At 72.6% G+C, this 15,301-nt stretch carries 12 protein-coding genes and 1 pseudogene; 10 read left to right on the top strand and 3 right to left on the bottom strand.

Annotated features, from left to right (window positions below):
- Window positions 1-204: 204 nt before the first annotated feature.
- The 8 genes from katG (at window position 205) to AB0F56_RS17085 (ending at window position 9,860) form a co-directional block, all read left to right on the top strand.
- On the top strand, window positions 205-2,427 hold the full coding sequence (katG, locus tag AB0F56_RS17120; protein ID WP_362009806.1) for a catalase/peroxidase HPI: 2,223 nt from the start codon (window positions 205-207) through the stop codon (window positions 2,425-2,427).
- Window positions 2,428-2,585: 158 nt separating this feature from the next.
- Window positions 2,586-3,023 carry a GNAT family N-acetyltransferase gene (locus tag AB0F56_RS17115; RefSeq protein WP_362009803.1) on the top strand — a complete coding sequence of 146 codons (438 nt, stop codon included), beginning with the start codon at window positions 2,586-2,588 and terminating at the stop codon, window positions 3,021-3,023.
- Between the two features lie 152 nt (window positions 3,024-3,175).
- Window positions 3,176-4,519 carry a hemolysin family protein gene (locus AB0F56_RS17110; RefSeq protein WP_362009801.1) on the top strand — a complete coding sequence of 448 codons (1,344 nt, stop codon included), beginning with the start codon at window positions 3,176-3,178 and terminating at the stop codon, window positions 4,517-4,519.
- Entirely contained in the window at window positions 4,516-5,532 is a 1,017-nt protein-coding gene (locus AB0F56_RS17105; RefSeq protein WP_362009798.1) for a hemolysin family protein, read from the top strand. Before AB0F56_RS17110 ends, AB0F56_RS17105 begins: the two co-directional genes overlap by 4 nt.
- Before the next feature lie 166 nt (window positions 5,533-5,698).
- On the top strand, window positions 5,699-6,517 hold the full coding sequence (locus AB0F56_RS17100) for an SGNH/GDSL hydrolase family protein (protein ID WP_362009796.1): 819 nt from the start codon (window positions 5,699-5,701) through the stop codon (window positions 6,515-6,517).
- A gap of 70 nt (window positions 6,518-6,587) precedes the next feature.
- Window positions 6,588-8,030 (top strand): adenylosuccinate lyase, encoded by a 1,443-nt coding sequence (gene purB, locus AB0F56_RS17095; protein WP_362009793.1) that lies wholly within the window; start codon window positions 6,588-6,590, stop codon window positions 8,028-8,030.
- On the top strand, window positions 8,027-8,593 hold the full coding sequence (gene mug, locus AB0F56_RS17090) for a G/U mismatch-specific DNA glycosylase (protein WP_362010306.1): 567 nt from the start codon (window positions 8,027-8,029) through the stop codon (window positions 8,591-8,593). The genes purB and mug overlap by 4 nt, the downstream gene beginning before the upstream one ends.
- A 109-nt stretch (window positions 8,594-8,702) precedes the next feature.
- Window positions 8,703-9,860: an ROK family transcriptional regulator gene (locus tag AB0F56_RS17085; RefSeq protein ID WP_362009791.1), complete on the top strand. Its 1,158-nt coding sequence runs from the start codon at window positions 8,703-8,705 to the stop codon at window positions 9,858-9,860.
- A gap of 123 nt (window positions 9,861-9,983) precedes the next feature.
- Here the strand turns inward: AB0F56_RS17085 and AB0F56_RS17080 are convergent, their stop codons facing one another.
- Window positions 9,984-10,724, bottom strand: a complete 741-nt coding sequence (locus AB0F56_RS17080; protein WP_362009788.1) for a GntR family transcriptional regulator — start codon at window positions 10,722-10,724, stop codon at window positions 9,984-9,986.
- Between the two features lie 258 nt (window positions 10,725-10,982).
- Window positions 10,983-11,867, bottom strand: coding sequence for an RNA polymerase sigma-70 factor (locus tag AB0F56_RS17075; protein ID WP_362009785.1), 885 nt, complete (start codon window positions 11,865-11,867; stop codon window positions 10,983-10,985).
- Window positions 11,868-11,982: 115 nt separating this feature from the next.
- Between AB0F56_RS17075 and AB0F56_RS17070 the strand changes: the two genes are divergently transcribed.
- Window positions 11,983-12,816, top strand: coding sequence for an alpha/beta fold hydrolase (locus tag AB0F56_RS17070; protein WP_362009782.1), 834 nt, complete (start codon window positions 11,983-11,985; stop codon window positions 12,814-12,816).
- Between the two features lie 42 nt (window positions 12,817-12,858).
- Here AB0F56_RS17070 and AB0F56_RS17065 read toward each other — a convergent pair.
- A pseudogene (locus AB0F56_RS17065) lies at window positions 12,859-13,695 on the bottom strand (EamA family transporter); the annotation flags it as partial.
- Window positions 13,696-13,742: 47 nt separating this feature from the next.
- Here AB0F56_RS17065 and AB0F56_RS17060 point away from each other — a divergent pair.
- A complete protein-coding gene (locus AB0F56_RS17060) occupies window positions 13,743-15,254 on the top strand; it encodes a PLP-dependent aminotransferase family protein (RefSeq protein ID WP_362009779.1) in 1,512 nt (503 codons plus the stop codon).
- The last annotated feature ends 47 nt before the right edge of the window (window positions 15,255-15,301 follow it).

Genomic DNA, 15,301 nt, shown 5'->3' with positions numbered 1-15,301 from the left:
GGACACACGACGTTCACCCAGGGATGCCAGGCTGTCCGATCGGGTAGAGGGTTGGCGTGCTTCTTGACTTGGACTCTGTCCATCGTAGGATCGGTTCCGGCAATAGCCAAGGGACAACATGGCTCCGGTCGGGTGGCACAACCACCCTCCCGGGCCACCCGCCCCGGCTGAGCACCGTGATCCGCCCCGTCCGGAAGGATTCCCATGTCCGAGAACCACGACGCCATCGTCACCGACGCGCAAGCCGAGGGCGCGGGTGGCTGCCCGGTCGCGCACACCGCGCGCGCCGCGCACCCGACCCAGGGCGGCGGAAACCGCCAGTGGTGGCCGGAGCGGCTCAATCTGAAGATCCTTGCCAAGAACCCCGCCGTGGCGAACCCGCTGGGCGAGGAGTTCGACTACGCCGAGGCGTTCAACGCGCTCGACCTTCCGGCCGTGAAGCGGGACATCGCCGAGGTGCTCACCACCTCCCAGGACTGGTGGCCGGCCGACTTCGGCAACTACGGCCCGCTCATGATCCGGATGGCCTGGCACAGCGCCGGTACGTACCGCATCAGCGACGGTCGCGGTGGCGCCGGGGCGGGCCAGCAGCGCTTCGCGCCGCTGAACAGCTGGCCGGACAACGGCAACCTGGACAAGGCCCGCCGCCTGCTGTGGCCGGTCAAGCAGAAGTACGGCCAGTCCATCTCCTGGGCCGACCTCATGATCCTCACCGGCAACGTGGCCCTGGAGACGATGGGCTTCAAGACCTTCGGCTTCGCCGGTGGCCGCGCCGACGTGTGGGAGCCGGACGAGGACGTCTACTGGGGCCCCGAGACCACCTGGCTCGGCGACGAGCGCTACACCGGTGACCGCGAGCTGGAGAACCCGCTCGGCGCGGTCCAGATGGGTCTCATCTACGTGAACCCGGAAGGCCCCAACGGCAACCCGGACCCGATCGCCGCGGCCCGCGACATCCGCGAGACCTTCCGCCGCATGGCGATGAACGACGAGGAGACCGTCGCCCTCATCGCCGGTGGCCACACCTTCGGCAAGACCCACGGCGCCGGCCCGGCCGACAACGTCGGCGACGACCCCGAGGCCGCGCCGATCGAGGCGCAGGGCTTCGGCTGGGCGAACTCGTACGGCACCGGCAAGGGCGCCGACGCGATCACCAGTGGTCTCGAGGTCACCTGGACCACCACGCCCGCGCAGTGGGGCCACGACTTCTTCAAGCACCTCTTCGAGTACGAGTACGAGCTCACCCAGAGCCCGGCCGGTGCGCACCAGTGGGTGGCGAAGAACGCCGAGGCGATCATCCCCGACGCGTACGACGCGTCGAAGAAGCACCTGCCGACGATGCTCACCACCGACCTGTCGCTCCGTTTCGACCCGGTCTACGAGCAGATCTCGCGGCGCTTCTACGAGAACCCCGAGCAGTTCGCCGACGCCTTCGCCCGCGCCTGGTACAAGCTCACGCACCGTGACATGGGCCCGGTCGTGCGCTACCTCGGCCCGGAGGTCCCCGCGGAGGAGCTGCTCTGGCAGGACCCGCTGCCGGCGCGCCAGGGCGAGCAGATCGACGCCGCCGACATCGCCTCCCTCAAGGAGCGCATCCTCGGCTCGGACCTCACGGTCACGCAGCTGGTCTCCGCCGCCTGGGCCGCCGCCTCCTCCTTCCGGGGCAGCGACAAGCGCGGTGGCGCCAACGGCGGCCGCATCCGTCTGGAGCCGCAGCGCAACTGGGAGGTCAACAACCCGGACGAGCTGGCCCAGGTCCTCCGTACGCTCGAGGGCATCCAGGAGTCCTTCAACGCCGCCGGCGCCAAGAAGGTCTCGCTGGCCGACCTCGTCGTGCTCGCGGGCTCCGCGGCCGTCGAGCAGGCGGCCAAGGACGGCGGCTTCGCCGTCGAGGTGCCCTTCACGCCGGGCCGTGTCGACGCCGCGCAGGAGCAGACGGACGTCGAGTCGTTCTCCGCGCTCGAGCCGGCCGCCGACGGCTTCCGCAACTACGTCGGCAAGGGCAACCGCCTGCCGGCCGAGTACCTGCTGCTCGACAAGGCGAACCTGCTGACCCTCAGCGCGCCCGAGCTGACGGTCCTCGTCGGTGGTCTGCGCGTCCTGGGCGCCAACCACGGCGGTTCCAAGCACGGCGTTCTCACGAACAAGCCGGGCACGCTGTCCAACGACTTCTTCGTGAACCTGCTCGACCTCGGCACCACGTGGAAGTCGACGTCCTCGGCGCAGGACGAGTTCGAGGGCCGCGACGCCGCCACGGGCGCCGTCAAGTGGACCGGCACCCGTGCCGACCTGGTCTTCGGCTCGAACTCCGAGCTGCGCGCGCTCGCCGAGGTCTACGCGAGCGACGACGCGAAGGCGAAGTTCGTGAAGGACTTCGTCGCCGCGTGGGTCAAGGTCATGGAGCTGGACCGCTTCGACCTCGTCTGATCCAGCCGCACGCCGTTCCTGTCGTGACGTCCAGGCCCGCCCTCGGGGGCGGGCCTGGACGTCCGTCGTTCCGCGTCCGCCGTCGTTCCGCATCCCTGGTCGTTCCGCATACCGAAACGCGGTCGACGGGCCGCGGAAGCGGTGGTGGGATTCCGGTCATGACCGCACCGCACATCCGGGCCGCCGTGCCGGCCGACCTCGACGCCGTCCTCGCCTTCTGGAAGACCGCGGCCGAGGGCACGAGCATCAGCGACGACCGCGACGGGATCGAGCGCCTCGTCGCCCGTGACCCCGAAGCCCTGATCCTGGCCGAGCGCGACGGCGAACTCGTCGGCACGGTGATCGCCGGCTTCGACGGGTGGCGCTGCCACCTCTACCGCCTCGCCGTGCACCCGGACCACCGTCGCAGGGGCGTCGGCGGCGCGCTGCTCGCGGCGGCGGAGGAACGTTTCGTACGCCTGGGCGGGCGGCGCGCGGACGCCATGGTGCTCGACCGCAACACGCTCGGGCAGCACGCCTGGCGGGCCGCCGCGTACGGCCCCGAGGAGCAGTGGACCCGCTGGGTGAAGCCGCTGGCCGACGCCCCTCGCCCCTGATCCGGCGTACACCCTCCTTTGCGTCTCCTTTACGATGGGTGATCCCATCCCAGCACGATCGAAAGGTGTGAGCGTCCGTCCATGGGCGAGCCTCCCAGTACCAAGCGAGCGATCTCTCCGTCCCTGACTGATCATGGAACGGAGGTGAACCGATGATCGAAGTGCTTCTGCTCGTGGTGGCGCTCCTGCTCTCGCTCGCCTGCGGTGCCTTCGTCGCGGCCGAGTTCTCGCTCACCACAGTCGAGCGGTCCGATCTCGAACGGGCCGCGGAGCGCGGCGAGCGCGGCGCGGCCAGCGCCCTCAAGGCCGTCAAGTCGCTCACCTTCCAGCTCTCCGGCGCCCAGCTCGGCATCACGGTGACCAACCTGATCGTCGGCATGCTCGCCGAGCCCTCGATCGCCGCGCTCCTGCGCGGCCCGTTCGAGGCCCTCGGCCTGTCCGCCTCGGTGGCCTCCTCGGTGGCCCTGGTCGTCGGCACCGCCCTGTCGACCGTCGTCCTGATGGTCGTCGGCGAGCTGGTGCCCAAGAACTGGGCCATCTCCTCGCCGCTGGTGATCGCCAAGCGGGTGGCGACCCCGCAGCGGATCTTCACCGCCGCGTTCAAGCCACTGATCAGCCACCTGAACAACACGGCCAACCGGATCCTGCGCCGGCTCGGCATGGAGCCGACCGAGGAGCTGGCGTCCGCCCGCTCCCCGCAGGAGCTCGTCGCCCTGGCCCGCCACTCCGCCAAGGAGGGCGCCTTGGAGGCGGACACCGCCGAGCTGTTCGTACGGACCCTCAACCTGGCCGAACTGACCGCGGAGAACGTGATGACCCCGCGCGTGCAGGTCACCGCGCTTGAGGTGCAGGCCACGGCCGAGGACGTCGCCAACGCGACCCGGGCGACCGGCCTGTCCCGCTTCCCCGTCTACCACGGCAACCTCGACACCGTCGTCGGCATCGCCCACATCAAGGACGTCCTGGCGATACCGGCCGACCAGCGCCGCCTGCGGCGCATCGGCGACATGCTCCGCGAGCCGCTGCTCGTCCCGGAGACGCTGACCGTGGACCGGCTCCTCGACCGGCTGTCCGGCAAGCAGACGATGGCCGTCGTCATCGACGAGTACGGCGGTACCGCCGGCGTCGCGACGCTGGAGGACATCGTCGAGGAGGTCGTCGGCGAGGTGCGCGACGAGCACGATCCGCACGAGACCCCCGACCTCGCCCGGGCGGGCGTGGACGCGGACGGGCGCGAGCTCTGGTCCGCCGACGGCGCCGCCCGCACCGACCAGCTGGAGGCGATCGGGCTGCGGATCCCGGACGGCCCCTATGAGACGCTGGCCGGTCTCATCGCCAATGAACTGGGACGGATCCCGTCGGTCGGCGACCGCGTGGAGCTCGCCGACTGGCAGCTCGACGTCGTGGACGCCTCCGGGCGCCGGGCGGCGCGGGTGCTGATGCACATGCCGCCGCACGTCGAAGAGACCGGTACGACCCCGGAGGCCGGCCGATGATCGCCGTCCAGTTGCTGATCGGCGCGCTGACGCTGGTCGTGAACGCCTTCTTCGTCGGCGCCGAGTTCGCCATGATCTCCGTGCGCCGCAGCCAGATCGAGCCCGAGGCCGAGGCAGGGAACCGGCGGGCGCGCAGCGTCATCTGGGGCCTGGAGCACGTCTCGGCACTGCTCGCCGCGGCACAGCTCGGCATCACGCTGTGCACCCTGGTGCTCGGCATCGTCGCCGAGCCCGCCATCGCGCACCTGCTCGAGCCGGTCTTCGACGCGGTCGGCGTGCCGCACGGCCTGGTGCACCCGATCTCGTTCGTCATCGCGCTGGCGCTCGCGACCTATCTGCACATGCTGCTGGGCGAGATGGTCCCGAAGAACATCGCACTCGCCGAGCCGACCCGCTCGGCGCTCGCCCTCGGCCCGCCGCTGGTCGCGATCGCCCGGGCGCTGCGCCCGGTGATCTTCACGATCAACGCCTTCGCCAACACGCTGCTGAAGCTCATGAAGGTGGAGGTGAAGGACGAGGTCTCGGCCACCTACTCGGACGCCGAGCTGGCCCGGATGGTGACCGACGCGGGCGTCGCCGGTCTGCTCGACGACCGGGCGGCGGAGCGGCTGCACGACGCCCTCGAGCTGGGGCGCCGCCCCGTGCGGGACGTCGTCATGGCCGTCGACAAGGTCGTGTACGCGGCGGTCGGGACGACGCCCGAGCAGCTGGAGGCGCTCTCCGCCGAGTCGGGCTTCTCCCGCTTCCCCGTGGTCGACACGGGCCGCGGGATCCTGGGCTACCTGCATGTGAAGGACGCCCTGGACGTGACGCCGAGGGACCTGCCCTTCCCGGTCTCGGCGATGCGGCCGATCGCCCGCGTCCGGGCGGCCACGCCCATGGACGACGTCCTGACGGCGATGCGCCGCAGCCGTACGCATCTGGCGGCGGTCCTGGACGAGGACGGCAAGCTGGCCGGTCTCGTCACGATGGAGGACGTGCTGCGGGAGCTGGTCGGCAGGCCGGCGACGTAACGTTTCGCGAAGACGGTCGGACGGGCTGCCGGACGGCGTGTCGGACCGATTGTCGGACGGGCGAGGGCCCCGGGGTGCGGTGTGCGCCCCGGGGCCCCTTGTCGTCAGGAGCCCTCCCGGGCTGCGGCGGAGCGCGCGCATACCGCACGGTATGATCGCTTCCGCCATGGAGATGAATGCCACCTACACCAGTCTTGTCGCCGTCGGCGACAGCTTCACCGAGGGCATGTCGGACCGGCTGCCCGACGGTACGTACCGGGGATGGGCGGACCTCCTCGCGGCCCGCCTCGCCGCCCGCACCCCCGACTTCCGGTACGCGAACCTCGCCGTGCGCGGCAAGCTCATCGGCCAGATCGTCGAGGAGCAGGTGCCCCTGGCCGCCGCGATGAAGGCGGACGTGGTGACCCTCGTCGGCGGCCTGAACGACACGCTGCGGCCCAAGTGCGACATGGGGCGGGTACGGGACCTGCTCACCGAGGCCGTCGAGACCCTGGCGCCCGCCTGCGGGCAGCTGGTCCTGATGCGCAGCCCGGGCCGCAACGGCCCCGTCATGGAACGCTTCCGGCCGCGCATGGAGGAGCTCTTCGACCACGTCGAGGCGCTCGCCGCCCGCCACGGCGCCGTGGTCGTCGACCTGTACGGCGCGCCCGCGCTCGGCGACCCGCGCATGTGGGACGTCGACCGGCTCCACCTGACCGGCGAGGGCCACCGGCGGGTGGCCGAGGCCGTGTGGCAGACGCTGGGCCTGGACCCGGAGCAGGACTGGCGGACGCCGCTGCCGCCGACGGCGCCCCCGGCCTGGCTCGCCCGCCGCGTCGGCGACGCCCGGTTCGCCAAGGAGCACCTCGGCCCGTGGATCGGCCGCCGTCTGACCGGCCGCTCCTCGGGGGACGGCCGACCCGCCAAGCGCCCGGACCTGCTCCCGTACGAGCCGCCGGGGGTCCGACCGGCCGATCGCGGACGGGGCGTGACGGACGTCTCGTAGCGGTCTCGTAGTAAGAGACGAACCCGGCCCTGGCGCTGGCCTGCAGAAATCGCCAGTAGAATTCGGTCACGTGACTGCTGTGACTGCGAAGCCCCGTATCCCCAACGTCCTGGCCGGCCGCTACGCCTCCGCGGAGCTCGCCGTCCTCTGGTCCCCCGAGCAGAAGGTGAAGCTGGAGCGCCGGCTGTGGCTCGCCGTGCTGCGTGCCCAGAAGGACCTCGGGATCGAGGTTCCGGACGCCGCCCTCGCCGATTACGAGCGCGTGCTCGACCAGGTCGACCTCGGCTCCATCGCCGAGCGCGAGAAGGTCACCCGGCACGACGTGAAGGCGCGGATCGAGGAGTTCAACGCCCTCGCCGGGCACGAGCACGTCCACAAGGGCATGACCTCGCGCGACCTCACCGAGAACGTCGAGCAGCTGCAGATCCGGCTCTCGCTCGAACTGATGCGGGACCGTGCGGTCGCCGTCCTCGCCCGCCTCGGCAAGCTGTCCGGCGAGTACGCCGAGCTGGTCATGGCCGGCCGCTCGCACAACGTCGCCGCCCAGGCCACCACCCTCGGCAAGCGCTTCGCGACCGCCGCCGACGAGCTGCTCGTCGCCTACGGCCGCGTCGAGGAGCTGCTCGCCCGCTACCCGCTGCGCGGGATCAAGGGCCCGGTCGGCACCGCCCAGGACATGCTCGACCTGCTCGGCGGCGACGCCGGCAAGCTGGCCGAGCTGGAGAACCGGATCGCCGGTCACCTCGGCTTCGCGCACGCCTTCACCTCGGTCGGCCAGGTCTACCCGCGCTCGCTCGACTACGACGTGGTCACCGCGCTCGTCCAGCTGGCCGCCGCGCCGTCCTCGGTCGCCAAGACCATCCGCCTGATGGCCGGTCACGAGCTGGTGACCGAGGGCTTCAAGCCGGGCCAGGTCGGCTCGTCGGCGATGCCGCACAAGATGAACACCCGCTCCTGCGAGCGCGTCAACGGCCTCATGGTCATCCTGCGCGGGTACGCGTCGATGACCGGCGAGCTGGCGGGCGACCAGTGGAACGAGGGCGACGTGTCGTGCTCGGTGGTCCGCCGGGTCGCGCTGCCGGACGCGTTCTTCGCCCTGGACGGCCTCCTGGAGACCTTCCTGACCGTGCTCGACGAGTTCGGCGCGTTCCCGGCGGTCGTCGCCCGCGAGCTGGACCGGTACCTGCCGTTCCTCGCCACCACCAAGGTCCTGATGGGCGCCGTCCGCGCCGGTGTGGGCCGGGAGATCGCGCACGAGGCCATCAAGGAGAACGCCGTCGCCTCCGCCCTCGCCATGCGCGAGCAGGGCGCCGAGCGCAACGAGCTGCTCGACAAGCTGGCCGCCGACGAGCGGATCCCGCTGGACCGCGCGCAGCTCGACGCGCTGATGGCGGACAAGCTGTCGTTCACCGGTGCCGCCGCCGACCAGGTCGCCGCCGTGGTCTCCCGTGTCGAGGAGATCGTCAAGCAGCACCCGGAGGCCGCCGCGTACACCCCCGGGTCGATCCTCTGACCGGGTTCACCCCGCAGGAGCTCCAGGCCGCCCGCGACCGCGTCATTCCCGACGTGGCCGCGGGCGGCCTTTCGGTCCTCTTCTGCGGGATCAACCCCGGTCTGATGTCGGCGGCTACGGGCCACCACTTCGCGCGCCCGGGCAACCGCTTCTGGCCGGTGCTCGCACGGTCCGGCTTCACGCCCCGGCTGCTGAAGCCGGCGGAGCAGGACGAACTCCTCTCGTACGGTCTCGGCATCACGAACGTGGTCGCGCGGGCGACGGCGCGGGCCGACGAGCTGAGCGACGAGGAGTTCCGGGAGGGCGGCCGGCTGCTGACCGGCCGGGTGGAGCGGCTGCGGCCGCGCTGGCTGGCGGTGGTCGGGATCACGGCGTACCGGACGGCGTTCGGTGAGCGGCGCGCGGCCGTCGGTCCGCAGGAGCGCACGATCGGCGCGACGCGGATCTGGGCGCTGCCCAACCCCAGTGGCCTGAACGCGCATTGGACCCTGGAGACGATGGCGGAGGAGTTCGCGCGGCTGCGGGAGGCGGCGGGGGTGCCCGACCGGCGCGCGGACCTCTAGCCGACCCGTGCCCGGACCCGTTGCCGACTGGTGTCCGGGCGGGCCTCGCCGCACTCCTGTCCATTGAGTAACATCCGGCACACATGTGCACGAGCTGGGAGGACACACGGTGGGGCGGCTGACCGGCGGGGATCCGTCGCTGCTGCGGCGGATCAATTCCGCGGTGGTACTCCATGCTCTGCGGGGCGCCGACGCGCTCACGCTCACGGACCTGACCCGGGTCACCGGTCTCTCCCGGCCGACCGTCGAGGGCGTCGTCGAGGGGCTCATCGTCGGGGGCCTCGTCGTCGAGGTCGCGCCGGAGGAGGGCGAGGCGAGGCGACAGGGCCGGCCCGCCCGGAGGTTCCGCTTCCGCGCGGAGGCGGGGCATCTGCTCGGCATCGAGATCGGCCCGCACCGGGTCGCCGCCCTGCTCTCGGGCCTGGACGGCCGGATCATCGGCGCGGGTTCCCGCGAGGTCTCCGAGACGGCCCCCGAGGACGAGCGCCTCGAACGGGTCCGCACGGTCGTCGCGGACGTGCTGCGCAGGGCCGGGGTCGCCCGGTCGAACCTGCGCGCGGTCGGCGTCGGCACGCCCGGGATCGTCGAGGCGGACGGCACCGTACGGCTCGGCACGGCGCTGCCCGGCTGGACGGGCCTGGCCCTCGGGGAGCGGCTGCGCCGGTCGTTCAAGTGCCCGGTGCTCGTGGAGAACGACGCCAACGCGGCGGCGGTCGCCGAGCACTGGAAGGGCGCGGCGACCGACTCCGACGACATCGTCTTCGTCCTCGCCGGGCTGAGCCCGGGCGCCGGGTCCCTGATCGGGGGGCGCCTTCACCGCGGCTACGGCGGGGCGGCCGGCGAGATCGGCGCGCTGCACCTCCTGGGGCGCGGGGTCACCCCGGAGCACCTGCTCTCGACCACGGACGAGCCGCTCCACCCGCTGGACGAGCAGGCGGTGGCGGCGGTCTTCGCGCTGGCGCGCGGGGGCGACGCGCGCGCCGAGGCCGCCGTGGAGCGCTTCACGCAGCGCCTGGTCCACGACGTGGCGGCGCTGGTGCTCGCGCTCGACCCGGAGCTGGTGGTGATCGGCGGCTGGGCGGCGGGCCTGGACGGCGTCCTCCAGCCGCTCCGCGACGAACTGGCCCGCTTCTGCCTGCGCCCGCCGCGCGTGGTCCTGTCGATGCTGGGCGAGGCCGCGGTGGGCACGGGCGCGCTGCGCCTGGCCCTCGACCACGTGGAGGAGCAGCTCTTCGCGGTGGAGGGCACGGTCACGGCTCGGCGCTGAGGATGGGGGACTCGCCCCCGGCGGGGGACTCCCCCGGCGCTCCGACGCGACGAGCCCGGAGTGTGCTGCCGTGGCAGCTCACTCCGGGCTCGTGCTTGGGGCCTTCCGGTGGAACCTCGGTCGTCAGGACGCCATGACCAGGTCGCCCGAGTCGCCGAAGGTCAGACGGCAGGTGTCGGCGCGGTACGTGGCGACGGAGACCGCGGCCGTGCGGCCCTCGGAGAGGTAGCGGGTCGTGACGACGAGGACCGGGGCGCCGGGGAGGCGGTCCAGTTCCTTGGCATCGTCCGCGCGGGCCGAGCCGAGCTCCACCGAGCGGTCCTGGCCGTCGAGGGCGAGGCGCTGGAGTTCGCGCAGGACACTGCGCGCGCGGGCCGGGCCGTTCGGGGTGTCGATCGCGGTCAGCTCGGGGACCGAGTCGGACGGCACGTACAGCAGCTCGGCGGCGACGGGCTGGCCGTGCGTGACGCGCAGCCGGCGCACGACGTGCACCTGCTCGTCGGGGGCGAGCTCCAGGGTCCGCGCGACCGCGGCCGGAACCGTGTCGAGGGTGGCGTCCATGGACTGCCAGGTCTCCTCGGCGACGCCGGGCCAGACGTGCTGGGTCGTGGAGACGTCCACACCCACGCGCGGCGGGGCGACGGTCGTACCGACGCCGCGGCGGCGCTGCAGGCGGCCCTCCAGCTCCAGCTGCTCCAGGGCCTGACGGAGCGTGGCCCGGGCGACGCCGAAGCGCGCGGCGAGCTCCCGCTCGTTGGGCAGGATCTCCCCGACCGCGAAGTCGGAGTCGAGCGCCTCGCCGATCACGGTCTTGAGGTGCCAGTACTTCGGCTCCGGCACCGATTCCAGCTGCGTGGTCCCCACCCTGATCCTCCGCAATTCGCCGTGTCCCGCGGCGGTTTTCCGCGCCCTTGTTTATTAAAGGTTCCTGCACTAACTCTGCGACCATAGGGCGGCACACCCACTTGGTCAAGACCAATCCTGACCCGGATGCCCCCGAATGCGGGCCTCTGACGTAGATCGTTCACAGGACGTTCGCACCGTTGTGTGCCCTGCGCAGCAAAGCGCCCCGCCTCCGGGCGGAGGCGGGGCGGCGGGTGGAGCGAGGCAAGCGGAACCGGGTCAGGAAGGTGCGACCGCGTGCAGCTTGTCGGGGTTGCGCACGATGTAGACGCACTGGATGCGTCCGTCACGCACCTCGATCTGGAAGACCGAGTCCGGCTTCCCGTCGACGAGGGCGAGCAGTGCCGGCGCGCCGTTCACCTCCGCGAAGCGGAACTCGAAGAGCGACTCGGCGCCCTCGGCGACGGCGAGCAGGAAGCGGCCGACCTTGTCGGCGCTGTCGATGACCCGCAGCGGCGCCTTGGACTTGCCGCCGCTGTCGCCGACGAGCCTGACGTCCGGGGCGAGCAGGGCGAGGAGCTCGGCCAGGTCGCCGCCGGCCGAGGCGGCGAGGAAGCGCTCGGTGAGGTCGCGGCGCTCGGCCGGGTCGACGTCGTAGCGCGGCCTGCCCTCGTCGACGTGACGGCGGGCGCGGCCGGCGAGCTGGCGGACGGCGGCCTCGGAGCGGTCGAGCGTGGTGGCGATCTCCGCGAAGGGGAAGCCGAAGGCCTCGCGGAGTACGAAGACCGCGCGCTCCAGCGGGGAGAGCGATTCGAGGACGACGAGGACGGCGAGCGAGACGGAGTCGGCGAGCATGGCCTGCTCGGCGGTGTCGGGGACGGCCGGTCCGTAGTCGGTGAGGACGGGCTCGGGCAGCCAGGGGCCGACGTAGGACTCGCGGCGCGTCTGGGCCTGGCGCAGCCGGTCGAGGGCGAGTCGGGTCGTGATCCGTACGAGGTAGGCACGGGGCTCGCGGACGTCCTCGCGGTCGGTCGCGGTCCAGCGGAGCCACGCGTCCTGGACCACGTCCTCGGCGTCGGCGGCGCGGCCGAGCATGCGGTAGGCCACGCCATGGAGCATGGGGCGGTGTTCTTGGAAGACGTCGGTCAGCGTGTCGGTCACCACTCCCCCATCCCAGCCGATGGATCGGCCCGCTGTCCAGTTCCGTCCAGGCCCTTGAACTCGTATCTACCGAGCGGTAATTCTTGCTGACAGGGTGTCTAAGTCAAGGAGCGCGCGTATGTCCGCACAGATCTCGTTCTCGTTCGAGACCCCAGGGGGTCCGCGCACGTCCTCCGTGACGTACGAGCGCAGGGGCGCGGGCGAGCCGCTCCTGCTGCTGCACGGCATCGGCCACCATTGGCAGGCCTGGGAGCCGGTCCTGGACATCCTGGCCACCGAACGCGACGTCGTCGCCGTCGACCTGCCGGGGTTCGGGACCTCCCCCGCGCTGCCGGAGGGCTGCGCCTACGACCTGTCGACGGTCGTGCCGGTGCTCGGCGCCTTCTGCGCGGCCCTCGGCATCGAACGGCCGCACGTGGCGGGCAACTCGCTGGGCGGGCTCCTCGCCCTGGAGCTGGCCCGGGAGAAGCTGGTGCGCTCGGTCACCGCGCTCTCCCCGGCCGGCTTCTGGTCGGAGGGCGAACGGCGGTACGCCTTCGGGACCTTGCGCGCGATGCGGTCGATCGCCCTGTCGATGCCGGTGCCGATGATCGAGCGGCTGTCCCGGAGCGCCGCCGGGCGGACGGCGCTGACGAGCACCATCTACGCGCGCCCCGGGCGCCGTTCACCCGAGGCGGTGGTCGCCGAGACGCTCGCTCTGCGGGAGGCCACCGGCTTCCGCGAGACCCTGGAGGCCGGCCGGAGCGTGGTGTTCGGCGACGACATCACCGCCGTGCCCGTGACCGTCGCGTGGGGTACGCAGGACCGGCTGCTCCTTCGCCGTCAGGGCGTCCGGGCCAAGCGCACCGTCCCGGGCGCCCGGCTCGTACGGCTGCCCGGCTGCGGGCACGTCCCCATGAACGACGACCCGGCTCTCGTCGCGCGGGTGATCCTCGACGGCAGCGGTCGCTGACCGCTCACGCCTCTTGAAGAGTCCGGTCCCGAGGGCCGCTCCGGCACCCACGAGAAGACTGCCGGCGGCCTGCGGGAGGCCGAAGCCGCCGGTCGCTACCAGCACGGCGGTCAGGGCGGCGGCGACCGGGATGGCGCCGGTGAAGAGGGTGGCCCGCTCCATGCCGATCCGCTGGACGCCCATGTAGAAGAGCACGAACCCGACGACCGTGGCGAGGACGGCCTGCCACACCAGGGCGCCCGTCTCCACGGCCGTCGGCGTCCGCAGGAACGCCCCGCCGTCCACGACAAGGCCGAGCACCGCCGACTCGACGGCTGCGATCCCGCAGACGGCGGCGGTCAGCAGCTTCGGCCCGAGCGGCCGGAGCACGGGTACGGCGAGGACGGTGAACCCGACTTCGCCGGCCAGTGCTCCTACGGAGTAGGAGAGGCCCGCCAGGTCGGTACGCCCCCACCCCTGGACGGTGAAGGCCCCGGCGGCGACGAGCAGGGCTCCGTAGAGCACGGGCCGCGAGGGCCTGCGCCCTTCTAGGAGCGGTACGAGGACGGCCACGACCACAGGGGCGCAGCCCACGAGGACACCGGGGACTGCGGGTTCGGCGGTCCGCTCCGCGGCGAGCACGGCAAGGTTGAACCCGACCATGCCCACGGCGGCGAGCACGGCGAGGCGCACCCACCCCCGGGCACCCAGTGCGCGCAGCGGGGCGAGCGCGCCCGCCCCGAGCAGGGGCAGCAGGAGAAGACAGGCGGCGCCGTAGCGCAGGGCCTGGCCGCCCGCGTACGGATAGTCGCCGAGCAGACTGTTGGCGGTGAAGGAGGCGCCCACGAGCGCGTAGGCGACGGTCACGAGGAGAGCCCCTCGCAGGGAGTTCGCGTTCATGGTCCCGACGCTAGGAAGCCCGCCGGACCGGTTTAAGGTCCACTTTCATGACGAGTTCGGGGACCACTTCTCACCCCGCGGGCGGGCGGCCGGAGCCTTCGGCGGCCTGGGAGTTGTTGGTGTCCGCGGCCGACGCGCCGGCCAGGGGGCGGGGGCGGGCCTTGCAGGAGGCGTTGCGGGAGGCGGTGCGGGCGGGGCGGTTGACGGCCGGGACGCGGTTGCCGTCGAGCCGGGAGCTCGCAGCCGATCTGGGCGTCTCGCGGGGGCTCGTGACGGAGGCGTACGAGCAGTTGACCGCCGAGGGGTATCTGCGCAGCGACCGCGGTTCGGGCACCTGGGTCGGGGAGACGGCGCGGGCCGCTACCGGGCGGGGCGTACGAGATCTGGCGCCGGGTGGATTGGGAGCGCCGGGTGCGTCGGGTGTGGCAGGTGGGCCGGGTGTGGCAGGTGCGCCCGGTGTTCAGGTGGACTTTCGGCCCGGGACGCCCGATCTCGCGCTCTTCCCGCGTGCGGCCTGGGCGGCGGCCCAGCGGTCGGTGCTGTCCGCGCTGCCGCATCGGGCGCTCGGCTATCCCGATCCGCGCGGGCTTCCGGAGCTGCGGAGCGCGCTCGCCGGGATGCTCGCGCGGCGGCGCGGGGTGGTGGCCGATCCGGAGCGTCTGGTGGTCTGTTCGGGGGTCGCGCAGGCGTCGACGCTGCTCGGTTTCGTGGCGCGGGCGCGGGGGATGCGGACCGTCGGCATCGAGGACCCCGGCAGCCCCGAGCACGGACGGCTGTTCGCCTCGACCGGCCTCGACACGCGGTGGCTGCCGGTGGACGAGGAGGGGCTGCTGCCCGGTCCGCTCGCGGCGTCGGGGGTACGGGTGGTGGTCACGACGCCCTCGCACCATTTCCCGACCGGCATCGCGTACTCGGCGGGGCGGCGGGCCGCACTCCTGGACTGGGCGCGGGCGGTGGACGGGTACGTCCTGGAGGACGACTACGACGGCGACTTCCGCTACGACCGGGCTCCGGTGGGCGCCCTCCAGGGCCTCGATCCGGAGCGGGTCGTCTACACCGGCTCGGTGAGCAAGTCGCTGGCCCCGGGGCTGCGGCTCGGCTGGATGCTCGTACCGCGCGAGCTGCACGCGGAGGTCGTGGAGCGGAAGCGGACGATGGACCTCGGGAACCCGGCCCTGGACCAGGCGCTGCTGACCGAGTTCGTGACGCGCGGCGCCTACGACCGGCACCTGCGCCGGTGCCGGCGTGCGTACCGGGAGCGGCGGGACGCGCTGGTGGCCGCGCTGACGGAGGCCCTCCCGGGGACGACGGTGAGCGGGATCGCGGCCGGGCTGCACATCATCGCGCGCGTGGACGCCCGTTACGGCCCCACGGAGTACTTCGTGGAGCGGGCCGCGTCCGCCGGAGTGGCGGTGCGCCCGCTGGAGGAGTTCGGCACGTCCCGGCCGGCCGACGGCGCCGTCCGGCTGGTCCTCGGCTACGCCCATCTGAGCCCCTCCGCCATCGCCCGTGGGGTGCGGCTCCTGGCGGATGCCCGCGGGAGGGGCGGGGTGGGCTGAACGGGGGGCGGCTCCGGGGTGTTCACCCCGGGTTCGTGTGCGCGCCG

This window comes from Streptomyces sp. NPDC026092 (genome assembly GCF_040638605.1).
In the GTDB taxonomy this organism is placed as follows: Bacteria; Actinomycetota; Actinomycetes; order Streptomycetales; family Streptomycetaceae; genus Streptomyces.
This window is presented reverse-complemented; position numbering and strand designations above follow the sequence as displayed.